This is a genomic window from Actinomadura mexicana, from assembly GCF_900188105.1.
Lineage (GTDB): Bacteria > Actinomycetota > Actinomycetes > Streptosporangiales > Streptosporangiaceae > Spirillospora > Spirillospora mexicana.
This window is the reverse complement of sequence record NZ_FZNP01000002.1, coordinates 249,052-273,791: the sequence shown is the minus strand read 5'-3', so window position 1 is coordinate 273,791 and position 24,740 is coordinate 249,052. Positions and strand designations below refer to the sequence as shown.

Below are 24,740 nucleotides of genomic sequence, written 5' to 3'. Positions count from 1 at the left end.
GGTCGCGCGTCACATCCGTGGCCCGGGGTATAGACGCGTCATGGAGGTACGGCTGCGCAGGGTGTACGAGCCGCCGTCGACCGAGGACGGGACACGGATCCTGGTCGACCGGGTGTGGCCCCGGGGCCTGTCGAAGGACAAGGCCCGCCTGGACGAGTGGGAGAAGGACGTCGCCCCCTCCACCGAACTCCGCAAGTGGTACGGCCACGACGCCGCCAAATTCGAGGAGTTCACCCGCCGCTACGACGCGGAACTGACCGAGCCCGAACGCGCCGCGGCCCTCGACCACCTTCGGGACCTCGCCCGGCAGAGCACCGTCACCCTGCTCACCGCGACCAAGGACATCGACCGCAGCCAGGCCGCCGTCATCGCCGACAGGCTCCGCGACTCCTGACTTCCCTGACCGCCCCCTTGGGGAAGCCCCCATCTGAGGTTCCAGACGTTCGCGTGAAGCAGAGATCGACCCCACTGGCCAGTTGAGTCCACGCACTACATGGCGCCGGCGGGCGGTTCCTCCGGCCCGACCGACCGTCGGGAGAACGCGGCCCGGTCGCGGTCCGGACGGGGTTCGCTGCGGCGAGGCGTTTCGGTGCAGCCCGAAACGGGTTTTAGAGTGAGGGGGTCTCAAGGAAGGAACCTCACCATGCCCCTCGCCTCACGCCTGCCGGCCCCGCCCGAGACCATGGCCGTCTTGGAGGAGACCTACGCGGGGGTGCTGCGCCGCGATCCGGGCGAGGCCGAGTTCCACCAGGCCGTGCACGAGGTGCTGGAGTCCCTCGGTCCGGTGCTGGCCGCCCGGCCGGGCCTCGCCACCGCCAAGCTGGTCGAGCGGGTGGTCGAGCCGGAGCGCCAGATCATGTTCCGCGTCCCCTGGCAGGACGACAACGGAGAGATCCACGTCAACCGCGGCTTCCGCGTCGAGTACAACGGCGCGCTCGGGCCGTACAAGGGCGGCCTCCGCTTTCATCCCACGGTGAACCTCGGCATCGTCAAGTTCCTCGGCTTCGAGCAGATCTTCAAGAACGCGCTCACCGGCCTCGGCATCGGCGGCGGCAAGGGCGGCAGCGACTTCGACCCGCACGGCCGCTCCGACGCGGAGGTGATGCGCTTCTGCCAGTCGTTCATGACCGAGCTGCACCGCCACGTAGGCGAGCACACCGACGTCCCGGCCGGCGACATCGGCGTCGGCGCCCGCGAGATCGGCTACCTGTTCGGCCAGTACCGCCGCGTCACCAACCGGTGGGAGGCCGGGATGCTGACCGGCAAGGGCATGCTGTGGGGCGGCTCCGCCGTCCGGACGGAGGCGACCGGCTACGGCAACGTGATGTTCACGGCCGAGATGCTCCGCCGCCGCGGCGAGGACCTGGACGGCCAGCAGATCGTCGTCTCCGGCTCCGGCAACGTCGCGATCTACACCATCGAGAAGGCGCAGCAGCTCGGCGCGAACGTCATCACCGTCTCCGACTCCGGCGGCTACGTCGTGGACGAGAAGGGCATCGACCTCGACCTGCTCAAGCAGGTCAAGGAGGTCGACCGGGGCCGCGTGTCCGACTACGCCGACCTGCGCGGCGCCTCCGCCCGGTTCGTCCCGGGCGGCCGGGTCTGGGACGTCCCCGCCGACATCGCCCTGCCGTCGGCGACGCAGAACGAACTCGACGCCGACGCCGCCGCGATCCTCGTCCGCAACGGCGTGAAGGCCGTGTCGGAGGGCGCCAACATGCCGACCACGCCCGACGCCGTGCACGTCCTCCAGGACGCGGGCGTCGCCTTCGGCCCCGGCAAGGCCGCCAACGCGGGCGGCGTCGCGGTGAGCGCACTGGAGATGCGGCAGAACGCGAGCCGCGCCGCCTGGCCCTTCTCCCAGGTGGAGGAGGAACTGCTTGCCATCATGACGAGCATCCACGACACCTGCTACGAGACCGCCGACCGCTACGGCGCCCCCGGCGACTACGTGGTCGGCGCCAACATCGCCGGCTTCGAACGCGTAGCCGACGCAATGCTCGCCCAGGGCCTCATCTAGTACGCCACCCACATCCGCCCGTCGGCCCGGCGGGGGGGGGTGACGCCCTGCCGGGCCGTCATCAGAGCCTTGCGGGCTACGCTGCTGTGTCGTGCTGGAGACGCGCCTCGACACTGCTCGGATCCGGGCGGCTCGCCGGATGATCGCCCCGGCTTTCCTCGACACACCTCTGTATCGCTGCGAGGCGCTGGAGCCCGACCTCGGATGCGCGGTGAGCATCAAGCTGGAGACGGCGAATCCCGTCCGCAGTTTCAAGGGGCGCGGCACCGAGATCGTCGCCGGCCTCCTCGCCGAGAACGGCCCGCGTGCGGCGGTGTGCGCCAGCGCGGGCAACCTCGGTCAGGCCCTCGCCTGGTCCGGGCGTGCCAGGGGGCTCGACGTCACCGTTGTGGCCTCCCGTTCGGCGCCCGCGGTCAAGCTCGATCGCATCCGCGCCTTGGACGCCAGGCTGGAACTGGTGGACGGCGACTTCGACATGGCGCGCGAGCGGGCGGTGGCCATCGCGCGGCACGACGGCATCCGGCTGGTCGAGGACAGCCTGGACATCGAGACGTGCGAGGGCGCTGCGACCATCGCCCTGGAACTGCTCGGCTCCGCACCGGCGCTCGGCTCCGCACCGGCGCTCGGCTCCGCACCGGCCTCCGGTTCCGCGCCGTTCTACGAGGTCTCGCCGTCCGCCGATTCCGCACCGCCCTTCGACACCGTCCTGATCGCGCTCGGCGGCGGGGCGCTGGCCACGGGTGTGGGGCATGTGCTCAAGACCTTCGCGCCCGAGGTCGAGGTGATCTGCGTCCAGCCCTCGGGCGCACCGGCGATGACGCGCTCCTGGCATCAGCGGCGCGTCGTCACCACCGAATCGACCGACACCATCGCTGACGGCGTCGCCGGACGACGTCCCATCCCGGACGTCCTGGACGACCTCCTCCTGGTCGCCGACGACGCCGTCCTGGTCGAGGAGGCGTCGATCGTCGCCGGCATGCGGATGCTCCTCGACGGCGCCGGACTCGTGGTGGAACCGTCGGCCGCCCTCGGCATCGCGGCGATCCGCGAAGACCGCGACCGCTTCGCCGGCCGACACGTCGTCACCATCGTGTGCGGCAGCAACGTCGACGTAGACGCCTATCACCGCTGGACCCGCAGGTCTTGAGACCCGCACGCCTCGCCCGGGGCCTGTCCGCTCTCCGCGCCCTGCCCGCACGACGCGCCCGTGATTCGGCCGCCCCGAGAAGAAGTAGGAAACGCCCGGCCGCCGGGGACGGGTCATCCGAACCGTATGACCTGGCTTGGCGGTGACGAGGTCGTTGCTGGTGCGGGTGGAGGGGGCGGCTTACGGTGGCGGCAGAGTCGTCTGAACAAGGTCGTCCAGGTGAGAAGGCCGCCATGCCCGAGTCCGGTTCGTCCGCCGTCCGGTGGCGCAGGAGCAGCTACAGCCACAACAACTCTCAGCAGCAATGCGTTGAGGTGGCGACAGGGGTTCATGCGGTCAGCATCCGGGACGGCAAGGATCCCGGCGGGCCGCGCCTTACCGTGGGACGGGACGCTTTCCGGGGGCTGGTCGAGCGCGTGAAGGCCGGGAGCCTGGACTAGCCGGCCAGGTGACGCGGCTTGGCGCGGGGCAGTCGGCAGGGGCTGGCGGGGCTGGGCGGCGGTGATGCGCCACTGCCGCATCCACCGCGACACCGCCCCCGGGCTTTCCGCTCTTGCGCGCCTTCACCTGCTGATTTCGTGCGAACGCCTGCTTCCGGTCGGCCGTACTGATATCCGTTGTCCTCACGCTAGGCGCGGCCCGGTCAAGGGCGCTTCTCGATTTCTGACCGGTCGGGCGTCCGTCCTGCCGAAGGCAGGCGAGCTATGCCGCGGGACGGTTGGCGTGGGTGCTTTCCGGGGCATGCCATGGGCAGGGGGATGTCCGTTGTTATGACGTGTCCTTCGACTACCGGGGGGTTTTCGGAGATGACCGCGGGATGGTACGGGCCAGGGGATATGGACCCGTTCGAGGAGATGCTCGCCCGCTTCTTCGGGGCGCGGGCGCACCGGCGGCCCATGGAGCGGATCAGCATCGCGCGGCTGATGAGCGAGCCCGCGCGGGAGCTGGTGCGGGACGCGGCCGCGCAGGCGGCGCAGTGGGGCAGTGATGACCTGGACACCGATCACCTGCTGTGGGCGGCGACCCGCCAGCAGGGGACCCGGCAGTGGATGGCGCGGGCCGGCGCGGACCCGGACAAGATCCGGGGAGAGATCGAGGACCATGCGCGGCGCGGTGAGCCCCGCGACGTCCCGCCCGAGCTGACCCCTTCCGCCAAGCGGGCGCTGCTCGACTCGCACCAGGTGTCGCGGGCGCTCGGATCGTCCTACATCGGGCCCGAGCACCTGCTGTTCGCGCTGGCGCTGGACCGCGGGTCGAGCGCCGGGCGGATCCTCGACCACGAGCACGTGACGCCCGACTCGCTGCAGCAGGCGGCGTCCGGCGGAGGTTCCGGGCAGCCGCCGCCCGGGAGCGGCGGCGGCCAGCCGAGCGGGACGCCGACGCTGGACGAGTTCGGACGCGACCTGACCGCCCTCGCCCGTGAGGGGCGCATCGACCCGGTGATCGGGCGCGAGGACCAGATCGAGGAGACGGTCGAGGTCCTCTCGCGGCGCACCAAGAACAACCCGGTGCTGATCGGCGACCCGGGGGTCGGCAAGACCGCGATCGCCGAGGGGCTGGCGCAGCGGATCGTGGACGACGAGGTCCCCGAGACGCTGCGCGGCAAGCGCATCGTCCAGATCGACCTCGGCGGCGTCGTCGCGGGCACCCGCTACCGGGGCGACTTCGAGGAGCGGCTGAAGAAGCTCGTGGACGAGATCCGCGAGCACACCGACGGCCTGGTCGTGTTCATCGACGAGATCCACACGATCGTCGGCGCGGGCAGCGCGGAGGGCGCGATGTCGGCGGGGAACATGCTGAAGCCGCCGCTCGCCCGCGGTGAGCTGCACGTGGTCGGCGCCACCACGATCGACGAGTACCGCCGCAACATCGAGAAGGACGCGGCGCTGGAGCGGCGGTTCCAGCCGATCCTCGTGCCGGAGCCGAGCGCGGCCGACAGCATCGAGATCCTGCGCGGCCTCCGCGACCGGTACGAGGCGCACCACCAGGTGCGCTTCACCGACGAGGCGCTCGTCGCGGCCGTCGACCTGTCCAGCCGCTACCTGACCGACCGGTTCCTGCCGGACAAGGCGATCGACCTCATCGACCAGGCGGGCGCCCGCGTCCGGCTGCGCTCCACGCGGGACGGCGGGCGCCGCGAGCTGGAGCAGCGCCTCGACCAGCGGCGCCGCGAGAAGGACCAGGCCGTCGCGGACGAGGACTACGAGCGGGCCTCCGAGCTGCGCGACGAGGTCGCCCGGCTGGAGAAGGACCTCACCGCGACGCGCGGGGACGGCGGGCCGGCCACGGTCCCGGAGGTGACCACGGAGGACATCGCCGAGGTCGTCTCCCGGATCTCCGGCGTCCCCGTCACCCAGCTCACCCAGGCCGAGCGGGAGCGCCTGTCGAACCTGGAGGGTCATCTGCACGAGCGCGTGATCGGGCAGGAGGAGGCGGTCGCGGCGGTCGCGCGGGCCGTCCGGCGATCCCGCGCCGGGATGGGCGACCCGGACCGGCCCATCGGCGGGTTCCTGTTCCTCGGCCCGACCGGCGTCGGCAAGACCGAGCTGGCGAAGGCGCTGGCGGAGGCCCTGTTCGGCAGCCAGGACCGGATGATCCGGTTCGACATGAGCGAGTTCCAGGAGCGGCACACCGTCAGCCGCCTGATGGGCGCCCCACCCGGGTATGTCGGCTACGAGGAGGCGGGGCAGCTCACCGACGCCGTCCGCCGCCAGCCGTACTCGGTGATCCTGCTGGACGAGATCGAGAAGGCGCACCAGGACGTGTTCAACGTCCTGCTCCAGCTCCTCGACGACGGCCGCCTCACCGACGCGCAGGGCCGCACCGTCGACTTCCGCAACACGGTCGTGATCATGACGAGCAACCTCGGCTCGGAACTGATCACCGGCACGACCGAGATCGGCTTCGGCACGTCCGGCGAGGGCGGCGGGCTGCGCGACCGGATCATGCGGCGGCTGCGCGAGGCGTTCCGGCCCGAGTTCCTCAACCGGATCGACGAGATCATCGTCTTCCGGCGGCTGGAGGAGGGCCAGCTCCGCCAGATCACCGACCTGCTGCTGGACGAGACGCGCCGCCGCCTGCGCGCCCAGGACGTCTCCGTCACCTTCGGCGCCGAGGCCGTGGACTGGCTCGCCGGGCGCGGCTACCAGCCCGAGTTCGGCGCCCGTCCGCTGCGCCGGACGATCCAGCGCGAGGTGGACGACCGGCTCTCCGACCTTCTCCTGTCCGGCGACCTGCAGCCCGGTGGGCACGTCGACGTGTCCGCGGTGAACGGCGGCCTCCAGTTCGACGTCGCCACGAAGTAAGGGCTACAGTCCTCCTATAAACCTTACTGGAGGACGTGTGCTCATCCCGATGGCCGACTACGCGGCGGGCGTCGAGGTCGCGAACGACCTCGTCGGCACGTCGCCGGACGTCCGGGGGGCCGAGGCGCTCCGCGGGCCCGCCGACCTGGCCGACCTGCTCGCGGCGTACGACGTCGCGGTGCCGACCGCCGATGACGTCGAGAAGGTCCGCTTCCTGCGCGGCGAGGTGCGCACCCTCATGGAGTCCGGGACCGAGGACGAGGCGGTGGAGCGAGCGGCGCTGCTGGCCGGGCACGCCGGGCTCGCGCCCGTGCTGCGCCGCGATCCGTCCGGCCGGTGGCAGTGGTACGTCCCGACGGCCCGGAACGCCTCGCTCGTCGGGGAGGTGGCCGCCCTCGTCGGCGTCGCGCTGCTCGACCTTGTCCGGGCCCTCGGCCAGGGCCGTTTCCGCCCGTGCGCCGCCCCCGGATGCGGCGGCGTGTTCGCCGACGCCAGCCGCGCCGGGCGCCGCCGCTACTGCATGCCAGAGCTGTGCGGAAACAGACTCAACGTCGCCAACCACCGCGCGCGCCGCCGGGCGGGGGCCCGATGACGCTCACCGGCGCGATCCGGCTTCCCGACGGGACACCGATCCGCGGACGCGGCCTGCGGAACCCGCCTCCGGACGGCCCGGCCCCCGACTTCGGGCTCTACCTGGGCTCCGGCCGCCTCCGCCGCAGGCACGAGCCGGAGCTGAGCTGGCCGTCCGCCTGGATCGACTGGCCGGACTTCCTGCTGCCCCGGGACCGGGACGAGGCCGTCCGGCAGATCCGCGCCCTGCACGAGCGGGCCCGCTCCGGCGCCGCCGTCGAGGTCGCCTGCGGAGGCGGCGTCGGCCGCACCGGCACGGTCATCGCATGCCTGGCCGTCCTGTCGGGAGTGGCCTCGTCCGAGGCCGTCACCTGGACACGTGAGCACCACCACCCCCGCGCCGTCGAAACCCCCTGGCAACGCCGCTGGATAACCCGCTTCCCAGCCTGACCCTGTGCTCAGTCCGGAAACGCACCTCCCGGGTCGCGTGGGCTTGGCCCTCGCGTGCGGACCAGCCCCTGGGCGGGGGCCGGTCCGCACGGGAGGGCAGGCCTCATTCGAGGATCAGCTTCGCGGCGTGTTCGCCGATCATCATGCTGGGGGCGTTGGTGTTGCCGCCGATGATGGTCGGCATGATCGAAGCGTCCGCCACGCGGAGTGCCTCGATGCCGCGCACGCGCAGTTCGGGGTCGACGACGGCCCGCTCGTCGGCGCCCATCCGGCACGACCCGACGGGGTGGTAGACGGTCGTGGCGCGGTTCGGCAGCTCCTCGGCCAGGGCCTTCCGGTCGGGGTACCGCGGCCCGGGGGACAGCTCCTCCTTGACGTCCCCGGCGATGGCCTGGCAGGCCATCACCTCGCGGACGAGCTCGATGCCGTCCAGCAGCAGCCGGGCGTCGTCGGGCTCGGTGAGGTAGCCGGGGTCGATGATCGGCGCGGCGGACGGGTCCGCCGACCCCAGCCGGATCGTGCCGCGGCTCTTCGGGTAGATCAGCGTCGGCATGATCGTGAGCGCGGACCGCTTGTCGACGGCGTGCCGGGTCGGCGCGTCCTGGTTCGGGAACGGGTACGACCACGGCAACGCGTGCAACTGGATGTCGGGCACGTCGCCCGCCTGCCCGCTGCGGACGAAGCCGACCGCCTCGAACACGCTGCGGGCCACCCACGTCCCGCCTCTCGTCCACTCCTTGGCGACGCCCCTGGCGAAGTAGGGCGAGGTGCCTCTGTGGCGGGCCGTGTCCATGACGAACGTCATCGGCACGAACATGTGGTCGTGCAGGTTGTCGCCCACCGGGAGGTCGGCGCGCACCTCGATGCCGTGGTCCCCCAGATGGCCGGCCGGGCCCACGCCGGACAGCATCAGCAGGTGCGGGGAACCGAACGCCCCCGCCGACAGGACGACCTCCCGGGACGCCCGGATCGTCGCCTTCCCCCGCTTGCCGGCGACCTCGACGCCCGTGGCCCGCCCCTTGTCGATCACGACCCGCTGCACGGTCACGTTCGTCAGGACCGTCAGGTTCGGCAGGCCGTGGTCGTCCAGGTAGCCGACGGACGAGCTGTAGCGCAGGCCGTCCGCGACGCTCTGCTGGAAGACCCCCACGCCCTCCTGCTCGGCGCCGTTGTAGTCGTCGTTGCGCTTGACGCCCGCCGTCTGGACGACCGCCTCGATGAACGCTTCGGAGGCGGGTGTGAGGTCCCGCTGCCGGGTCACCTGGATGGGGCCGCCCGCGCCGCGCAGGTCGGAGGTGCCATCCTCCCAGTTCTCCATCCGCCGGTAGCTGTCGAGGACGTCGTCGAAGCCCCACCCCGTGCAGCCCTCGGCGGCCCAGTCGTCGTAGTTCTTGCGGTGGCCGCGCACGAACAGCATCCCGTTGATCGACCCCGACCCCCCGAGGACGCGCCCCCGGACCTGCGGGATCCTCCGGTCGAGCGCGTTCTTCTGCGGGGCGCTGTAGAAGCCCCAGTCCAGCCGCTTCTTCAGCTGCGGGACGTTGTGGAAGACGGCGATCAGCCCCGGCTTGCGGACCAGCGGCGTCCGGTCCGGACCGCCCGCCTCCACCAGGACGACGCTAGCCCCGGACTCGGCCAGCCGCTTGGCCAGCACGCAGCCGGCGCTGCCGGCCCCCACCACGACGTAGTCAGCGCTCCGGTCCATGTGATCCTCTCGGCGGACGCCGTGCAGCGAGGCGACCGCTAAACGAGGGCCCGCGCCTGGCCCTTGTCGGCGCCGCCGTCCCGGCCGGACGCGGGAGTTCCCGCCGGTCGGGCGACAGAAATGGGTGGCCCGATCGTAGAAGGGCGGGGACGGGCCTCCAAGGGGTGTCCCGGTGACCGGAATCTCACCCGCGCCGGCACCCGATATGGGGATCCGGGCGGTCCGTTGGCAGATCTCGCCGACCATCGGTGGGCGGTTGCGGGGAATGGTGCCGAATTCTCCGACCGCAACCAGCTGGTTCGCTTCCCTGCCTGCACTGGTCCGGCCGTGCTGGTGCGGCGCCGTTTCGGTGGTTTCCGCCGGAGTCTTGCCCGCGATCGGGCGCGGGGTTACCGTTCCCTAAATTCAATAGGAAAGTTTCCTATTCAATGGAGGCTCATGGCCCGCCCCCGCGCTCCGCCCCGTGCCCCCCCCCCGCGTTCGTCGACTGCTCCCCCTGCGGCAGGCCCTGCCGCGACGACGTTCCATGACCATCCCCATCACGCAAGGACCCCCCGCATGGAAACCACCCCCCGCACCAAGAAGACCCCCCGCACGAAGCGCACGCGAAGGATCGCCGCCATCACGGCGGGCGTCGGAATCGCCCCGCTCGTCGCCGTGGTGATCCCGGCGACCTCGGCCTGGGCCCACGGATACGTCTCGGCGCCGATGAGCCGGCAGGCCCAGTGCGCGCAGCACATCGTCCAGTGCGGCTCCATCCAGTGGGAGCCGCAGAGCGTCGAGGGCCCGAAGGGCCTGCGCAGCTGCAGCGGCGGGAACGCGCGGTTCGCCGAGCTCGACGACGACGGCAAGGGCTGGAGGGCCACGACCGTCGGCCGAACGGTGACCTTCACCTGGACCTTCACCGCCCGGCACCGCACCTCGAACTACGAGTACTACGTCGGCGGCAGGCGCGTCGCCGTGGTCGACGGCAACAACCAGCAGCCCCCGTCCACCGTCTCGCACTCGGTCGACCTCGGCGGCGTCACCGGCCGGCAGAAGGTGCTGGCGATCTGGAACATCGCCGACACGGCCAACGCCTTCTACGCCTGCGTCGACGTGAACGTCCAGTGATGCCGGTCCGCGAGGCGCGGCGCGTCCCCCTGCTGCTCGGTGCCCGGCTCGCCGGTGCTCTCCTGCTCGCGGCGGGGACGCTGCCGGCCGTCCTGCCGATGGCGTCGGCCTCCGCCGCGGACTGCGCGGCGGCGTGGAGCTCCTCCGCCGTCTACACCGGCGGTGCCGCGGTGTCCTACAACGGGCACAACTGGTCGGCGAAGTGGTGGACGCAGAACGAGACCCCGGGCCGCGCCGACGTGTGGGCCGACCAGGGGACCTGTGGCGGCGGGTCGTCCGACCCCGGCGATCCGCCCAGCCAGAGCGGGTCCGTGGTGAGCGGATCGCAGTTCGACCAGATGTTCCCGAGCCGCAACTCGTTCTACAGCTACGGCGGCCTTACCGCGGCCATGGCGGCCTTCCCCGCGTTCGCCGGCACCGGAAGCGACACGGTGAGGAAGCAGGAGGCGGCCGCCTTCCTGGCCAACGTCAACCACGAGACCGGCGGACTCGTCTACGTCGTCGAGCAGAACACCGGGAACTACCCGCACTACTGCGACGCGGGCCGGCCCTACGGATGCCCGGCGGGGCAGGCGGCCTACTACGGTCGCGGTCCCATCCAGCTGAGCTGGAACTTCAACTACAAGGCGGCGGGCGACGCCCTCGGCCTCGACCTGCTGAACAACCCGTGGCTCGTGGAGCGGGACGCGTCGGTCTCCTGGCGGACCGGGCTCTGGTACTGGATGACCCAGAACGGCCCCGGCACCATGACCGGCCACAGCGCGATGGTCAACGGCCGCGGGTTCGGCGAGACGATCCGAAGCATCAACGGCGCTCTGGAGTGCGACGGCCGGAACCCGGCCCAAGTGCAGAGCCGGGTGAACGCCTACCAGAGATTCACCCAGATCCTCGGCGTCTCCGCAGGAAGCAACCTGACCTGCTGAAGACCCTAGCCCGCCGGCGAACGTGAGCCCCCTGGCGGACAGGAGCCCCTGACGGGCAGGAGTCCTGACCGTGGAGAGCTGCCTGCGGTGGTGGTTCGCGATGGGGACTCGTCGGCGGTTGCGATCCGCTGGCAGGCGGCCCGTCGGCCGATGCAGTGACGGCCCGCGCCCGGTGACCCCGGGTGCGGGCCGTCCGGCGTTCCCGGTCGCGGGAAGGCTCGTGAGCCGTGCGGTGAAAGAGTTGTTGACGGGCCGTGGAGCGCGTCCGTACGGTCGTTGAGAAAGCGCTTTCTGAACCGCGCCGGAGCCGCGGGCGAACCGGGCACGCCGCCCGGGAACGCTCGTCCGGCCGATCCCCTGAAGGCGGTGACGATGCTTCCGCAACACGCTTGGGAGCGCTCCCAAACAGTTGGACCGGGCGAGACGGCTGCACCGGGCGAGACGGCCCTGCCGGACGAGTCCGCCCGCACCGAGTTCCACCGCTTCTTCCAGCGGCACCACCGCGAGCTGGCGCGGCTGGCCTTCCTGCTGCTCGGTGATCAGGACGGCGCCGACGACCTGGCCGCCGAGGCCCTGACGGCCGCCTGGCAGCGCTGGGACCGGGTGCGGGCGGCCGACCAGCCCCTCGCCTACGTGCGCCGCATGGTCGTCAACATGTCGCGGAGCCGGATCCGCGCCCTCGTCCGCGAGCGCGACAAGGCCGCGCGGTTGAGCGCCCGCATGGACGACCGCGTCCGCGAGCCCGACGTCCCGGCGGTCGTCGACGTGCGGGCGGCGCTCCGGACGCTGCCCCCGCGCAAGCGCGCGTGCGTGGTCCTGCGATTCGGCTTCGACATGTCCGAAAAGGACACCGCCCGCGTTCTGGGGGTCGCGGTCGGCACCGTGAAGAGCCAGACCGCCAAGGCCGTCGCCGAACTGGCCCGCCACCTGGCCGACCCTCAACTCCCCGAGCGACGACTCACCGAAAGGTAGTCCCCGGCCTGCGGTTCCGGGCGCAAGCTTGCGGTCTGGGGCTTTCGGATCGATCAGCAGCTCCGGGTGCGTGCCGTGGTGGGGGCGGCTTGAGGGGACGCGGCTCGTGGAGCCGCGCGGCAACCTTCTGGAGGCGGGCGGCGACTAGGGGGTGAAGACCCGCTCCCGGGCGGCCCCCCGCCCCGCTCCCAAGGAAGTGGTCTGTGAGATCGAAACCCTTACCCCTCGCAGGCGCCAACGACGCGAGCGTGGCCGACCTCGACGGCGACGGCCTGGGGACGACCCGCACCGGCCACGGCGACGCCCAGCATCTCGGCGACTTCGACCCCGCGCGGCCCGGCCTGGAGTACGTCAAGGTCAGCGAGTCGTCGGGCCGGCCTTCCTCGCTCTACATCGACCCCCGCGACGGGCGGGTCCTGTGGTCGACGAGCCGCCGCACCCGAGCTTTTCCTCGGGGACGGCATGTCCACCCCACCCCAGCCGCAGATCTACGTGCGGTGACAAAGGAGGAACCCCGCATGAAGACCAGAACCCTGCTCCTCGGCACGTTCGCCGTGACCGCGGGCGTGGCCGTGACCGTCGCGTCCGGCGCGTCGGGCGCCGCCGTGCCGCCCGCCGACTCCCTTCAGCCCGGCGCCGCCGTCGCGGCCGAGTCGTCGCCGGTCGGGTACGCGAGCATGAACGGCGGGACGACCGGCGGCGCGGGCGGCGCCACGGTCACCGCGACCAGCGCGTCCCAGCTCAACACCTACGCGACCGCGAGCGCCCCCTACATCATCCGGATCACCGGCAGCATCGCGGTGTCGGGCATGCAGAAGGTGGCGTCCAACAAGACGGTCATCGGCGTCGGCACGTCCGGCCGGATCACCGGCGGCGGGCTGAACGTCTCCCAGGCCCGCAACGTCATCATCCGCAACCTCACGTTCACCGGGGCGAGCGACGACGCGATCAACGTCCAGTACTCGACGAACGTGTGGATCGACCACAACGACCTGTCCAAGGGGTATGACGGTCTCACCGACGTCAAGCGCGCGTCCGACTTCATCACGGTCTCGTGGAACCACTACCACGACCACGACAAGACCGCCCTGCTCGGCCACAGCGACGACAACGCGGGCGAGGACCTCGGCCACCTGCGCGTCACCTACGTGCACAACTGGTTCGACGGCACCAACCAGCGCCACCCGCGGGTGCGCTTCGCCAACCCCGTGCACGTCCTCAACAACTACTACAGCGGCATCGGCAGCTACGGTGTCGCGTCCACCGAGAACGCCGGCGTCTACGTCGAGCGCAACTACTTCGAGAACGTCGCGCGGCCCACCTCTCTGCAGGAGGGCTCGTCCGACCAGGGCAACATCAAGGTCCTGAACAACTACCTCGTCAACTCCGGGACGCCCGTCACCCGCAACTCCGGATCCGTCGCGGCGATCCCGTACTCCTACACGCCCGAGGCCAACAGCACGGTGAAGGCGACCGTCACCGCCGGCGCCGGCGTCGGCCACGTCTGACCGGGGCGGCGGGCCCGGTCACTCGTAGGGGTTGCCGGGCCTGCCGATCCGCTGGAGGGACCGCCCGCGCAGCGTCTGGACGACCGTGGCCCGGCGCCCGGTCGCGGGCGGCTCCCACACCCCGTCGACCCGCACCCACGTGTCGGCGGGCGGTCGCGGCAGGCCGCGCACGATCACGGGGAACGGGATGGCGTCCCCCGCGCAGCACGCGACCTTCAGCCGGGTGACGCGCCAGCCGCGCTCACCCTTCGCCGGCGGGCTCACGAAGCCCGTCAGCCGTACCGGGACCCCCGCGAACGACGCGGGATCGCCCGTCTGCGCCGCGTAGGCGCGTCCGATGAACTCGCCCATGCTCATCGGGGCGGGCGTCCCCGTCCTCGGCAGCGGGGCGAAGCCCCCGGCGGGGGACGGCGGGGGCTGCGCGGCGCGACCGGCGCCGCGTGCGGCGGTGAACGAGCCGAGCGCGGGCGGCGCGATCACGAAGATCGTCAGTACGGGAAGGCAGAGCAGCCACGCCACGCCCGGACCGTGCCCGTGCCCGTGCCCGTGCCCGTGCTCCTCGTGCTCGTCATGGTCCTTGTGCTCGTCATGGTCCTCGTCGTCGCCGGTGCCCCGCCAGTCCCGGCGCAGCCCGGCGGCGCCCAGCACGACCAACGCGATCGCCGCGGCCACCAGCGGGTAGCGGAACCCGGGCCGCACGTAGTTGACGTACTCGCCGCTGCCCAGCGTGATCCACAGCATCGCGCCGCCGAGCAGGACCAGCAGCAGGTTCTGCGCGGACCTGCTCACGTAAGCAGCCCTCCGACGAGCGCGCTGACCCCCACCGCCAGGCAGAACGTCAGCGGGACGAACCGGACCGCGAAACTCCGGCCGAAGAACCCCGCCTGCAAGGCGATCAGCTTCAGGTCCACCATCGGGCCGACCACCAGGAACGTCAGCCGCGCGGTGGTGGAGAACTGCGACAGGCTGGCCGCCACGAACGCGTCGGCCTCCGAGCAGATGGACATCAGCACGGCCAGCACCGCCAGGAGCAGGACCGACACCACGGCATTGCCCGCCGCCGACGAGACCCACTCGGAGGGCACCGCGGCGTTGATGGTCGCGGCCGCCGCGGCGCCCACGACCAGGAACCCTCCGGCGTGCATGATGTCGTGCCGCATGGCCTGCCGGAACGCGTCCAGGCGTCCGGCCGCTCCATGCGCGTGCGGCCGGGACGGCACCCTGAGCCATTCGCGCCTGCCCAGCAGCAGCCACGCCCACCCGGCCAGCACCGCGACCAGCAGCGAGGCGGCGAATCTCCCCGCCACCATCTCCGGCCGCCCCGGGAAGGCGACCGCGGTGGCGACCAGCACGATCGGGTTGATCGCGGGGGCGGCGAGCAGGAACGTGAGCGCGGCGGCGGGAGCCACCCCGCGCGCCATCAGTCCGCTCGCGACCGGCACCGACGCGCACTCGCACCCCGGCAGGACCGCCCCCATCACGCCCGCGACCGGGACCGCCGCCCCCGGCCGGCGCGGCAGCACCCGCCGCCACACCGACGCCGGGACGAACGCGGTGATCGCGGCCGACAGCGCGACCCCGAAGACCAGGAACGGCAGCGCCTGGACGCACACCGCGACGAAGGTCGTTGCCCAGGCGTCCAGGGCTCGCGCGCCGATCCGCGGCGCCGCCCACGCCCGGCCGAGCACGAGGACCGCCGCCAGCGCGCAGAACGCCCACGCCGCGCGAACCCCGGACGCCGCGCCCCGTCCGCGTCCCCACTCGGCCGGAGGAAGCAGCTCCTCCTCGGCCGCCCGCAGGCCGATGCGTTCGGTCATGCGGGCCATCGTTCCAGAGCCCACCCCCGCAACGCCCCGGAGCTACGCGCGGGCGGCCGGGTCCAGGTTGTGCGGCCGAGCGTGACTAGCGCATCGCGTGGGACGCGCGGCCGCCGACTCGCTCGTCCATCTCGCCGCGCTGCTGCGGAACGTCGCCGCCCTCCTCGTGCATCTCCTCCAGGCGCATGGCGACGCCGATGGCGAAGAAGGTCGGGGCCCATTCGCCGACGAAGATGCCCCATCGGTCGGCGCGGTCCATTCCCGCCTCCTCCAGCCGTTCGGACAGCGCCCACGACGCGAACGCCAGGGCGATCGACCCGAGTCCGGCCGTGTACATGTGATGCGACTTGATGCCCCGCTTGTGCAGTGTCTTGATCATGTTCCCCCCTCGGTCGGTCGGGCCGTACCCGGCGTTCACCTGCACAAGCGCGCATTGGCCGGTCTTTGCCCACTCCGAACGCGTGGGTGTCCGGCCGCCGCGCACGGGCGGTCGGGCGGGAGGTCGCGCGGTGCGTAGCCGTCCGCCCGCTGGGTACCGCGAGGTGCGTCAACCCGATGAGCAGGGCCATGGTCCCCGCATCCGAGAGGACTCGCATGGAGAAGCCGGCCGAATCATTCTTGGCGATCTACCTGAACGACCACCTCGCGGGCGCGGCGGCCGGCGTGGGGCGCGCCCGCGCGGTGGCCGAGGCGCACCGGGGCAGACCCGGCGAGGAGCGGCTGCGGCGGCTGGCCGACGAGATCACCGCCGACCGGGGGGCGCTGCTGTCCATCATGGCGTCGCTCGGCGTCCCCGTCCGCCACTACAAGAGCATCGCGATGTCCGTGGTGGAGAGGGCGGGACGGCTCAAGCTCAACGGCCGCCTGAAGGAGCGCTCGCCGCTGACCGACGTGGTGGAGTACGAGTTTTTGCGCCTGGCCGTCGAGGGCAAGGCCGCCGGATGGCGCACGCTGCTCACCATCGCCGACCGGACGCCGGACCTGGACGCGGACGAGCTGGAGAAACTGCTCAACCGGGCCCTGACGCAGATCGACCTCCTCGAAGACCTCCGCAAGAGCGCCGCCGCGGACGTCTTCACCTCCGGCTGACCTGCCCGGTCGCCTGCGCCGCCGCGAGGGTGCGGGCGAGGTCGGGGGTGAGCCGTCCGTCCGCGACGACCACGGTGATCGCCCGCTCCAGGCGTCGCGGGACGGTCCGCGGCTCGTCCCACGCCAGCGCGGGCCCGACGCCGGGGTACTCGGCGACGCGGACGAACCAGGGATCGAGCCCGGTGGTCTGGACGAACACCAGGCTCCAGGCGTCCGAGGTCAGCGCCAGCCAGGGGGTGACGCTGCCGTGCACGGCCTCTTCACCGGACGCCTCGCCGGTGAAGACGTCCAGCCCCGGGGATGCCTTCGGGGCGCGCCAGAAGAAGCCGCCGTATCCGGCGCCGGCGCGGCCCTTGCACGCCGAGCTCCGCAGGACGAGCGGCCGCCCGGTCCGGCCGGTCAGCGTGAACGCGAAGTCCAGCGCCCACGCGCCGGGTGCGGACCGGGGTGTCAGCGACCGCGCCGTCAGGGTCCGCTCCTCGGTGGCGACGACGGTTCCGTCCGGCCCGGTCCAGTCGAGGTCGTCCGCGTAGCCGCCGTCGACGGGGCGGAGCGAGCGGCGCCTCTGCCGTCCGTGGTCGGCGAGCATCCTCGGCCCCTCGCCGCGGACGTAGGTCGAGCCGCCCCAGAAGTTGACCCCGTCGACGTCGGAGATCGCGACGCCCGCCCCGAGGTGGTGGACGTGGTCGTCCGGGCGGCTCTCGGTGACGACCGTCCCGCCGAGGGTCCGGACGGGGTGCAGGTGGGGGCGCGGCGCGTCGGCGGCCTGAAGGTCGCCGCGCTGGACGTAGGCGGCCACCTCCCGCCCGTCCGCCCGCAGCGCGGTCCGCGGCCAGCGCGCCCGCACGGATCCCAGGCTGCCGGGGAAGCCCAGTTCGGAGAGGGTCTTCAAGCTCTCGGCGGCGCGCACGGCCAGATCCTCGATGCCGGGCAGGACCAGCCTGGACGGCTCCGCCCGGACGAACCGCCCCTCGACCGGCCGCGGGTCGGGAGCGAGCCGGACCGCGTCGAGCAGCCGGGTGAAGCCGCCCGTGCGCGCGAGCGGAACCAGGAGGTCCGCGCCCTCGCGCACGTGCGCGACGAGGTTGTCGAGCAGGTCCGTCCGGCCATGGCCCGTGATGACACCGCCCGCCTCGACCTCGTCGACGGTGTAGAAGAGGCGGGCGGACCGGTCCCGGCCGTGCAGGTGCAGGTAGGGCTCGGTGCGCCCGCCGGAGCACAGGGAGACGGTGATCGCGATGACCGTCCCGTCCGCGAGCCGGAGCCGGGCGCTGGAGGTGTCGTCGGACTCGATCGCGTTGGCCCGGTACAGCTCCAGTTCGACGCCGGCGACCGACTCGGCGGTGTCCGCGCCCGCGACGGCGAGGGCGGCGGCGACGGCGTGGGCGAAGGGGTTGGTGAGGGCCCCGTCCATGACGTCGGCGCCGTCCAGCCTGCGGCGGCCCGCCCAGGCCGATCGGGTGTAGTAGCCGAACGGCCGGCTCCACGCCCCGGCGACCCCGATGCCGCGCACCGGGCCGCCGAGCAGCGCCCGGGCGGCCGCGATCGCCTCCGAGCCGAGCGACTGGAAGCCGACCTGGCAGGCCAGACCGGTCCGGGCCACGGCCTCGGAGATCCGCGCGAACTCCTCGACGGACGGCGCGGGCGGCTTCTCCAGGAGCACGTGCGCCCCGGCTTCGAGCGCGGCCACGGCCAGCGGGGCGTGGGTGTGGATCGGGGTGGCGATCACCGCGATCTCCGCACCGGTGGCGCGGATCAGCGCGGGCAGGTCCGCCGAGACGGGGACCCCGAGCCCGGACGGCGGCCGCAGGTCGCACACGCCCGCCAACTCGGCCCGGCCCACCGCGGCGAGCCGTCCGACGTTGTCCAGATGGTGGCGCCCGTAGCCGTGGACCCCGGCCACGACCACCCGCACCGGCTTCACCGGGCCCACCTCGTCGGGGCACCGGTGGCGCGGAGTTCCGCCCCGGTGATCTCCACGGGGGACGGGGCGGCGAGCAGGCCGAGGTCGGTCAGCGAGGCGTCCTCGACCAGCTCCACCATCGCGGGATGGTGCAGCGCCAGGGCGAGCTGCCCGGACAGTTCGGTGAGCAGGTGCGGGTAGACGGGCACGTCGAAGACGCGGGCGAGGCCGGCGATGCGCAGGAACGGGGTGATCCCGCCGACCCGCACCGCGTTCGGCTGGACGACGTCGCAGGCGCCGGCGGTCAGCAGGTCGCGGAAGCCGTGCGCCGTGGCGACGTTCTCCCCGACCGCGATCGGCGTGCCGACGCACCGGCGCAGCTCCGCGTGGGCGGCGACGTCGTCGGCGGGCAGCGGCTCCTCGATCCAGAACAGGTCGAACCGCTCCAGCGCCCGCAGCGCGGTCCGGGCCCGGTGCAGGTCCCACCGCTGGTTGGCGTCGATCATCAGCGCGGTGTCCGGGCCGACGACCTCGCGGACGGCGGCGACCCGCGCGACGTCCTCGGCGAGCGAGGGCCGGCCCACCTTGATCTTGACGGCGGGGTACCCGGCGGCGGTCCACCGCCCGGCCTGGGCGGTCAGCTCGTCCAGCGTGTAGTGCAGGTTGACGCCGCTGCCGTAGACGGGGACGCTCTCCCGCCGTGCTCCGAGGACCTCGGCCAGTGGGCGTTCACCGCACTCCAGATCCCACAGGGCGAGGTCCACTCCGGCCATCGCTAGCGGGACGATCCCGCTCCGGCCCGCCTCACCGAGGTGGGCCGACAGCCGGTCCCAGACGACGCCGGGGTGCGCCGGAAGCCCGATCACCGCGTCCAGGACGTCGTGCTCCAGCAGCGCTTCGACCGCGTGCGCTCCGACCCGCGGCGTCCAGGTGATGCCGGTGCCCCGGCGTCCGTCGTCCAGCGTGAGCGTGACGACAAGGACGTGGTTGCGGGGCACGTCCGCGCCCCACGGCCGGGCCAGCGGCACCGACCGCGCCGCGACGGACAGATCCTTGATCATGCCGGTATCCGTTCCACGGGCGACCGTCCCTCCAGGGGAGCTAGGGGAGCTCAGCGAGTTCGGTGCGCCAGCTGCGTTCGGCGGTCCAGCCGAGCAGCCGCTCGGCCTTGGCGGAGGAGAAGGCGGGGGAGGTGCCGGTGAGCGCCTCGGCGGGCCCCTCGGCCTGCGGGACGAAGCGGGGGAGCAGTTCGGCCAGCGGTTCGCGGGCCAGCGCGTCGGCGGCGCCCGCGAAGAACACCTCGCCGTTGCGCTCCAGCCGGGGTAGCCCGGCGAGGAGGGCGTCGACGAACGCGCCGGCGTCCCGGGCATCGAGGTAGTTGAACAGCGAGGCGCCGCCGATGTCGGGCCGGTCCAGCCGCTCGCGGATGGTGTGGCCCGACTGGGTGGGGGCGCCCTCCCACTCCTCGGGCGCGACCACGAAGCAGGGACGGAACGCGGCCATCCGCGTGCCCTCCGCCGACCGGGCGAACGTCTGCACGGCCTGCTCGGCGACCAGCTTCGACAGGCTGTAGACGTTCCAGGGCCGGGTCGGGTGCCTCTCGTCCAGCGGCAGGTACTCGGGCGTCCAGCCGCCGGGAGCGCCGTAGCCCATGACGGTCGGGCTGCTGGCGACGACCAGCCGCTCCACGCCCAGGGCGACCGACGCCGCGCAGACGTTGAAGGCGAGCTGCGTGTTGACGCGGAACGTCGTGGCGTCCGTCCGGCCGAAGGGGACGGCGATCGCGGCGAGGTGGACGACCGCGTCCGGCCGGAACCGGGTGAGGGCGGAATGGGCCTCGCCGAGGTCGGTGAGGTCGGCCGGTAGGGTGGCGGCGGCGTCCCGGGGGGTTCCGGGGGCGGTGTCGACGCCGACCACCTCGTGCCCGGCGGCCGCCAGCACGGTCACGACGCTTCGGCCCAGCCGGCCCGCGCTTCCGGTGACGAGCACTCTGCTCACCGCGTCGACTCCCTCGATCTCCTGCAAACAGTTGCAGTAACGATCGCTCGATCCCCGGCCGTTCGTCAAGCATCGGCTGATGACCAGGTGAAACACACTGACGTGACGGCCAGCTCGTGCAAACGGTTGCGTTAGGATGAGCGTCATGGCAGTGACGATCCGGGATGTGGCGCACGCGTCCGGCGTGCATGTGTCGACGGTGTCGCGGACCTTCTCCGCGCCCCACATGGTCAACGCCGAGACGCGGACCCGGGTCCTCGCGGTGGCCGAGCGGCTCGGCTACCGGCCGAACCGGGCGGCCCGCTCGCTCACCACGGGCCGGACCGGCAACCTCGGCCTGATCGTGGCCGATCTCGCCAACCCGTTCTTCCCCCCGCTGATCAAGGCCGCCCAGGCCGCCGCCCGCGGGCAGGACTACCACCTGTTCGTCGCCGACACCGACGAGGACCCCGCGGAGGAGCAGGACCTCGTCCAGGCCTTCTCCAAGCAGGTGGACGGCATCGTGCTGTGCAGCCCGCGCTCGTCCAACAAGGCGCTGGAGAAGCTGGCCGAGACGATCCCGTTCGTCCTGGTCAACCGTCGGATGCGCGGGGTGCCGACCGTCGTGATGGACGTCGCCCAGGGCGCCCGCGCAGCGATGCGGCACCTCGCCGCGCTCGGCCACCGGCGCGTCGCCCTCGTCGCCGGGCCGGCCGGCTCCTGGACGAGCGGCGAGATCCGCCGGGCCGTGGCCGACGTGCCCGGCCTCGACACGCTCGTCATCGGCCCGAACGCCCCCACCGAGCAGGGCGGTATCGCCGTCGCCGAACGGGTGGCCGAGGCGGGGGTCACCGGTGTGCTGGCCTACAACGACCTCGTCGCGATCGGTCTCATCGAGGCGCTGGAGGAGCGGGGCGTCAGCGTCCCCGGCGACGTCAGCGTGATCGGCGTCGACGACAGCGTCACCGGGAGGCTGCACCGGCCGAAGCTCACGACGGTCGCGATGCCCACGGCCGACGCCGGGCGCATGGCCGTCGACCTGCTCATCAAGTCGATGAGCGCCGCCACCGTCCTGGAGACGCACCTGGTCGTCCGCGAGTCCACCGCTCCCCCGAAAGGATCCCCATGAGGCTTCACGACGGCGCCGCCGGAGCCACGCCCGAATCCGGAGCCACGCGCGGCTTCGGTGTCACACCCGAAGGCGAGCGGGTCGAAAGGCACGTGCTCGACAACGGGCGGTTGCGCGCCTGCGTGCTGACCTACGGCGCGATCCTCCAGCGGCTCGAGGTCGCGGACGGCGCCAACGTCGTCCTGGGCCTCGCCACGCTGGACGACTACCTGCACCGCAGCCGGTACTTCGGCGCGGTCGTCGGCCGGTACGCCAACCGCATCGCCGGGGGCGGGTTCACACTCGACGGCAGGGAGTACCGGCTCGCCGTCAATGACGGTGGGCACAGCCTTCACGGCGGCGTCCGCGGCTTCGACAAGCGGGTGTGGAGCGTGGAGTCGGCGGGTCCGGCGGAGGTGGAGTTGAGCCTGGTGAGCCCGGACGGTGAGGAGGGCTATCCCGGCGAGCTGCGCGCCCGCGTCCGGTACGTGCTCGACGGCGACGCGCTGCGGCTGGAGTACCGGGCCACGACCGACGCCCCCACGGTGGTCAACCTGACGAACCACTCCTACTTCGACCTGTCCGGCTCGGGCGACGTGCGCGGCCACGTGGTGGCGATGGAGGCCGACCGCTACCTGCCGGTGGACGCGGGGAAGATCCCCACGGGCGAGCCGGCCCCGGTCGCCGGGACGCCGTTCGACTTCACCGTCCCCACCCGGGTGGGCGCGCGGCTCGGCGGCCGCTACGACCACTGCTTCGTGCTCCGGGGCCGGGTGGCGGTCGCCGATCCGGCCGGCGGGCGGACGATGGAGGTCACCACCACCGAGCCGGGCGTCCAGTTCTACACCGGTCACATGCTGGACGGCGTCGCCACGCCCTACGGCCCGTTCGCCGGACTGTGCCTGGAGACCCAGCGCTTCCCCGACGCGCCGAATCGTCCGGCGTTCCCGTCGGCGGTGCTGCGGCCCGGCCAGGAGCACGTTTCGGTCACCACCTATCGCTTCGGACATGCCTGAACTGCAATCGGTTGTAGTAAAAGCTCGCAACCCGAAACAATCTGGCGCTTGCGCTGCGTGCTCAATACGCTTCTGAGCTGCTGGTATTCAAGGCCGCATTGAACCTGAACGTGAGCCGGGTCACTGCAAAGGGTTGACGTCCTCGGCGCCGGAGCGTTAAGAAAGCGCTATCTCAATTCACCTGACTCACCGAAGGGCCAGTGATGACGCTGAGATCCGCGGCGTCCGGAACGGCGGAGACGCCGCAGCCTCCGGTCGCGTCCCCCGCCGGGGCGGGCGCGCCGCGGCGGAGGGGACGGTGGAGCGGCCAGGGCCGCCGGCGCCGCGCGAGTTCCCGCGCCCGCTCGCAGGCGTGGACCGCCCACCTGTTCCTGGCCCCCTGGTTCGTCGGCCTGTTCGCCATCACGCTCGGCCCGATGATCGCCTCGCTGTACCTGTCGTTCACCGACTACAGCCTGCTCAGCGAGGCGCACTGGGTCGGCCTGAAGAACTACGACACGATGTTCACGGCCGACGACCGGTTCACCAACTCGCTCAGGGTCACCACCACCTACGTCGTGGTGTCGGTCCCGCTGCAGCTCGCCTTCGCCCTCGGACTGGCGATGGCGCTGGACCGGGGCCTGCGCGGGCTGTCGTTCTACCGGTCGGTGTTCTACCTGCCCTCGCTGCTCGGCGGCAGCGTGGCGATCTCGATCCTGTGGCGGAAGATCTTCGGGACGGACGGGATCGTCAACACGTTCCTCGGCTGGTTCGGCTACCAGGGCCAGGGCTGGGTCACCAGCCCCGACACCGCGCTCTGGACGCTGATCGTCCTGCATGTCTGGACGTTCGGCGCCCCGATGGTGATCTTCCTGGCCGGGCTGCGGCAGATCCCGCGGAGCCTGTACGAGGCGGCCCGGGTGGACGGCGCCGGCCGGCTGCGGCAGTTCCGCTCGATCACGCTGCCGCTGCTCACGCCGATCATCTTCTTCAACGCCGTGCTGGAAGTGATCAAGTCGTTCCAGTCGTTCACGCAGTCGTTCGTCGTCAGCGGCGGCAACGGCGGGCCGGTCGACTCGACCCTCTTCTACACGCTCTACCTCTACATCAAGGGCTTCAAGAACTACGAGATGGGCTACGCGGCCGCCATGGCGTGGGTGCTCCTGCTCATCATCGCGGCCCTGACCGCCGTCAACTTCCTCATGTCTCGATTCTGGGTCTTCTATGGCGACGACAGGTAAGCGCGTGGTGACAGGCAGGCGTTCGGCGACGGGCAGGCGCACGCCGGGCAGGCGCGCGCCGGTGCTGTTCCGGCCCGTGTCGCGGCTGACCAGGCACCTGCTGCTCATCGCCTTCGGCCTGTTCATGCTCTACCCGCTGCTCTGGATGATCTCCAGTTCGGTCAAGCCCGAGGAGCTGATCTTCCGGGAGCCCGGCCTGGTGCCGTCCGAGGTGACCGGCGCGAACTACTCCGGCGGCTGGGGGGCGCTCAAGCACTCCTTCGGCTACTACCTCTGGAACTCCGCGGTCATCACGTCCCTCGCGGTCGTCGGCAACCTGCTGGCCTGCTCGATGGCGGCCTACGCGTTCGCCCGGCTGGAGTTCCCGTTCAAGCGGTTCTGGTTCGCGCTCATGCTGGGCTCGATCATGCTGCCGCACCACGTGACGGTCGTGCCGCAGTACATCATGTTCAACAAGATCGACTGGATCAACACGATCTGGCCGATCGTGGTGCCGAAGTTCCTCGCCACCGACGCGTTCTTCATCTTCCTGATGGTGCAGTTCATCCGCACCCTGCCCCGGGAGCTGGACGAGGCCGCGGCGATCGACGGCGCCGGCTACTGGCGGACGTTCCTGCAGGTGGTGATGCCGCTCTGCGTCCCCGCGCTGGCCACCACGGCGATCTTCACCTTCATCTGGACATGGAGCGACTTCTTCACCCAGAACCTCTACCTCACCAATTCCGACAGGCTCACCGCGCCGGTGGCGCTGCGCCAGTTCATGGACTCCAGCGGCAACTCCTCCTGGGGACCGATGTTCGCGATGTCGATCGTCTCACTCGGCCCGATCTTCGGTTTCTTCCTGGCCGGCCAGAAATACCTCGTCCGAGGAATGGCGACCACCGGCCTCAAATAGGC

23 protein-coding genes are annotated in these 24,740 nt (G+C 72.0%); 16 read left to right on the top strand and 7 right to left on the bottom strand.

The features are described from left to right. The first annotated feature begins 40 nt into the window (after nt 1–40). From CHC11_RS05615 to CHC11_RS05585, 7 genes are all read left to right on the top strand, one after another. Nucleotides 41–394 (top strand): DUF488 domain-containing protein, encoded by a 354-nt coding sequence (locus tag CHC11_RS05615; protein WP_089310519.1) that lies wholly within the window; start codon nt 41–43, stop codon nt 392–394. Between the two features lie 288 nt (nt 395–682). After that, a complete protein-coding gene (gene gdhA / locus CHC11_RS05610; RefSeq protein WP_089311033.1) occupies nt 683–2,020 on the top strand; it encodes an NADP-specific glutamate dehydrogenase in 1,338 nt (445 codons plus the stop codon). A gap of 91 nt (nt 2,021–2,111) precedes the next feature. Then, nucleotides 2,112–3,167 (top strand): threonine ammonia-lyase, encoded by a 1,056-nt coding sequence (locus tag CHC11_RS05605; protein ID WP_089310518.1) that lies wholly within the window; start codon nt 2,112–2,114, stop codon nt 3,165–3,167. 233 nt (nt 3,168–3,400) lie between these two features. Continuing rightward, nucleotides 3,401–3,607, top strand: coding sequence for a DUF397 domain-containing protein (locus CHC11_RS05600; protein WP_089310517.1), 207 nt, complete (start codon nt 3,401–3,403; stop codon nt 3,605–3,607). A gap of 366 nt (nt 3,608–3,973) precedes the next feature. Further along, nucleotides 3,974–6,472: an ATP-dependent Clp protease ATP-binding subunit gene (locus tag CHC11_RS05595; protein ID WP_089310516.1), complete on the top strand. Its 2,499-nt coding sequence runs from the start codon at nt 3,974–3,976 to the stop codon at nt 6,470–6,472. Nucleotides 6,473–6,509: 37 nt separating this feature from the next. Further along, on the top strand, nt 6,510–7,064 hold the full coding sequence (locus CHC11_RS05590; RefSeq protein WP_089310515.1) for a CGNR zinc finger domain-containing protein: 555 nt from the start codon (nt 6,510–6,512) through the stop codon (nt 7,062–7,064). Beyond that, a complete protein-coding gene (locus CHC11_RS05585; RefSeq protein WP_089310514.1) occupies nt 7,061–7,492 on the top strand; it encodes a phosphatase domain-containing protein in 432 nt (143 codons plus the stop codon). The genes CHC11_RS05590 and CHC11_RS05585 overlap by 4 nt, the downstream gene beginning before the upstream one ends. Nucleotides 7,493–7,595: 103 nt before the next feature. Here the strand turns inward: CHC11_RS05585 and CHC11_RS05580 are convergent, their stop codons facing one another. Next, nucleotides 7,596–9,197: a GMC family oxidoreductase gene (locus CHC11_RS05580; RefSeq protein WP_089310513.1), complete on the bottom strand. Its 1,602-nt coding sequence runs from the start codon at nt 9,195–9,197 to the stop codon at nt 7,596–7,598. A 558-nt stretch (nt 9,198–9,755) separates the two neighbouring features. Between CHC11_RS05580 and CHC11_RS05575 the strand changes: the two genes are divergently transcribed. The 4 genes from CHC11_RS05575 (at nt 9,756) to CHC11_RS05560 (ending at nt 13,713) form a co-directional block, all read left to right on the top strand. Continuing rightward, entirely contained in the window at nt 9,756–10,310 is a 555-nt protein-coding gene (locus CHC11_RS05575) for a lytic polysaccharide monooxygenase auxiliary activity family 9 protein (protein WP_089310512.1), read from the top strand. After that, nucleotides 10,310–11,233: a glycoside hydrolase family 19 protein gene (locus CHC11_RS05570; RefSeq protein WP_089310511.1), complete on the top strand. Its 924-nt coding sequence runs from the start codon at nt 10,310–10,312 to the stop codon at nt 11,231–11,233. The genes CHC11_RS05575 and CHC11_RS05570 overlap by 1 nt, the downstream gene beginning before the upstream one ends. A 372-nt stretch (nt 11,234–11,605) precedes the next feature. Further along, nucleotides 11,606–12,205 (top strand): SigE family RNA polymerase sigma factor, encoded by a 600-nt coding sequence (locus CHC11_RS05565; protein WP_089310510.1) that lies wholly within the window; start codon nt 11,606–11,608, stop codon nt 12,203–12,205. Nucleotides 12,206–12,453: 248 nt separating this feature from the next. Continuing rightward, nucleotides 12,454–13,713, top strand: a complete 1,260-nt coding sequence (locus CHC11_RS05560; RefSeq protein WP_245918774.1) for a pectate lyase family protein — start codon at nt 12,454–12,456, stop codon at nt 13,711–13,713. An 18-nt stretch (nt 13,714–13,731) separates the two neighbouring features. Here CHC11_RS05560 and CHC11_RS05555 read toward each other — a convergent pair whose 3' ends face one another. The 3 genes from CHC11_RS05555 to CHC11_RS05545 form a co-directional block, all read right to left on the bottom strand. After that, entirely contained in the window at nt 13,732–14,502 is a 771-nt protein-coding gene (locus CHC11_RS05555) for a TIGR03943 family putative permease subunit (protein WP_089310509.1), read from the bottom strand. Continuing rightward, on the bottom strand, nt 14,499–15,539 hold the full coding sequence (locus CHC11_RS05550) for a permease (protein WP_089310508.1): 1,041 nt from the start codon (nt 15,537–15,539) through the stop codon (nt 14,499–14,501). The genes CHC11_RS05555 and CHC11_RS05550 overlap by 4 nt, the downstream gene beginning before the upstream one ends. Nucleotides 15,540–15,615: 76 nt before the next feature. Then, nucleotides 15,616–15,909, bottom strand: coding sequence for a hypothetical protein (locus CHC11_RS05545; RefSeq protein ID WP_089311031.1), 294 nt, complete (start codon nt 15,907–15,909; stop codon nt 15,616–15,618). Nucleotides 15,910–16,124: 215 nt separating this feature from the next. On the opposite strand from CHC11_RS05545, the gene CHC11_RS05540 reads away from it, so the two are divergent. Next, complete coding sequence (locus tag CHC11_RS05540; RefSeq protein ID WP_089310507.1) at nt 16,125–16,619, top strand: hypothetical protein; 495 nt, start codon at nt 16,125–16,127, stop codon at nt 16,617–16,619. On the opposite strand, the gene CHC11_RS05535 is transcribed toward CHC11_RS05540, so the two are convergent. From CHC11_RS05535 to CHC11_RS05525, 3 genes are read right to left on the bottom strand one after another with little or no spacing between them, the layout of a single operon-like run. Beyond that, nucleotides 16,606–18,543, bottom strand: a complete 1,938-nt coding sequence (locus CHC11_RS05535; protein ID WP_089311030.1) for a DUF6807 family protein — start codon at nt 18,541–18,543, stop codon at nt 16,606–16,608. The genes CHC11_RS05540 and CHC11_RS05535 overlap by 14 nt on opposite strands. Continuing rightward, the gene (locus tag CHC11_RS05530) at nt 18,540–19,583 is read right to left on the bottom strand and encodes a mandelate racemase/muconate lactonizing enzyme family protein (protein ID WP_089310506.1); all 1,044 of its coding nucleotides are present in this window, start codon (nt 19,581–19,583) and stop codon (nt 18,540–18,542) included. Before CHC11_RS05530 ends, CHC11_RS05535 begins: the two co-directional genes overlap by 4 nt. 40 nt (nt 19,584–19,623) lie before the next feature. Further along, on the bottom strand, nt 19,624–20,520 hold the full coding sequence (locus CHC11_RS05525) for an NAD-dependent epimerase/dehydratase family protein (protein WP_089311029.1): 897 nt from the start codon (nt 20,518–20,520) through the stop codon (nt 19,624–19,626). Nucleotides 20,521–20,665: 145 nt separating this feature from the next. Between CHC11_RS05525 and CHC11_RS05520 the strand changes: the two genes are divergently transcribed. The 4 genes from CHC11_RS05520 to CHC11_RS05505 all read left to right on the top strand — a co-directional run bounded on the left by CHC11_RS05520 (nt 20,666) and on the right by CHC11_RS05505 (nt 24,738). Then, on the top strand, nt 20,666–21,628 hold the full coding sequence (locus CHC11_RS05520) for a LacI family DNA-binding transcriptional regulator (RefSeq protein ID WP_089310505.1): 963 nt from the start codon (nt 20,666–20,668) through the stop codon (nt 21,626–21,628). Then, a complete protein-coding gene (locus CHC11_RS05515; RefSeq protein ID WP_089310504.1) occupies nt 21,625–22,623 on the top strand; it encodes an aldose epimerase family protein in 999 nt (332 codons plus the stop codon). Before CHC11_RS05520 ends, CHC11_RS05515 begins: the two co-directional genes overlap by 4 nt. A 203-nt stretch (nt 22,624–22,826) precedes the next feature. Next, on the top strand, nt 22,827–23,843 hold the full coding sequence (locus CHC11_RS05510; protein ID WP_089310503.1) for a carbohydrate ABC transporter permease: 1,017 nt from the start codon (nt 22,827–22,829) through the stop codon (nt 23,841–23,843). Continuing rightward, complete coding sequence (locus tag CHC11_RS05505; protein ID WP_089310502.1) at nt 23,827–24,738, top strand: carbohydrate ABC transporter permease; 912 nt, start codon at nt 23,827–23,829, stop codon at nt 24,736–24,738. Before CHC11_RS05510 ends, CHC11_RS05505 begins: the two co-directional genes overlap by 17 nt. Nucleotides 24,739–24,740 lie beyond the last annotated feature (2 nt).

Excerpts from the sequence above, each read along its gene's own strand:
- CHC11_RS05615 (WP_089310519.1), top strand. The coding sequence starts at position 41 with ATGGAGGTACGGCTGCGCAGGGTGTACGAGCCGCCGTCGACCGAGGAC.
- gdhA (WP_089311033.1), top strand. The coding sequence starts at position 683 with ATGGCCGTCTTGGAGGAGACCTACGCGGGGGTGCTGCGCCGCGATCCG.
- CHC11_RS05600 (WP_089310517.1), top strand. The coding sequence starts at position 3,401 with ATGCCCGAGTCCGGTTCGTCCGCCGTCCGGTGGCGCAGGAGCAGCTAC.
- CHC11_RS05595 (WP_089310516.1), top strand. The coding sequence starts at position 3,974 with ATGACCGCGGGATGGTACGGGCCAGGGGATATGGACCCGTTCGAGGAG.
- CHC11_RS05585 (WP_089310514.1), top strand. The coding sequence starts at position 7,061 with ATGACGCTCACCGGCGCGATCCGGCTTCCCGACGGGACACCGATCCGC.
- CHC11_RS05580 (WP_089310513.1), bottom strand. The coding sequence starts at position 9,197 with ATGGACCGGAGCGCTGACTACGTCGTGGTGGGGGCCGGCAGCGCCGGC.
- CHC11_RS05575 (WP_089310512.1), top strand. The coding sequence starts at position 9,756 with ATGGAAACCACCCCCCGCACCAAGAAGACCCCCCGCACGAAGCGCACG.
- CHC11_RS05570 (WP_089310511.1), top strand. The coding sequence starts at position 10,310 with ATGCCGGTCCGCGAGGCGCGGCGCGTCCCCCTGCTGCTCGGTGCCCGG.
- CHC11_RS05565 (WP_089310510.1), top strand. The coding sequence starts at position 11,606 with ATGCTTCCGCAACACGCTTGGGAGCGCTCCCAAACAGTTGGACCGGGC.
- CHC11_RS05550 (WP_089310508.1), bottom strand. The coding sequence starts at position 15,539 with ATGGCCCGCATGACCGAACGCATCGGCCTGCGGGCGGCCGAGGAGGAG.
- CHC11_RS05545 (WP_089311031.1), bottom strand. The coding sequence starts at position 15,909 with ATGATCAAGACACTGCACAAGCGGGGCATCAAGTCGCATCACATGTAC.
- CHC11_RS05540 (WP_089310507.1), top strand. The coding sequence starts at position 16,125 with ATGGAGAAGCCGGCCGAATCATTCTTGGCGATCTACCTGAACGACCAC.
- CHC11_RS05530 (WP_089310506.1), bottom strand. The coding sequence starts at position 19,583 with ATGATCAAGGATCTGTCCGTCGCGGCGCGGTCGGTGCCGCTGGCCCGG.
- CHC11_RS05520 (WP_089310505.1), top strand. The coding sequence starts at position 20,666 with ATGGCAGTGACGATCCGGGATGTGGCGCACGCGTCCGGCGTGCATGTG.
- CHC11_RS05515 (WP_089310504.1), top strand. The coding sequence starts at position 21,625 with ATGAGGCTTCACGACGGCGCCGCCGGAGCCACGCCCGAATCCGGAGCC.
- CHC11_RS05510 (WP_089310503.1), top strand. The coding sequence starts at position 22,827 with ATGACGCTGAGATCCGCGGCGTCCGGAACGGCGGAGACGCCGCAGCCT.
- CHC11_RS05505 (WP_089310502.1), top strand. The coding sequence starts at position 23,827 with ATGGCGACGACAGGTAAGCGCGTGGTGACAGGCAGGCGTTCGGCGACG.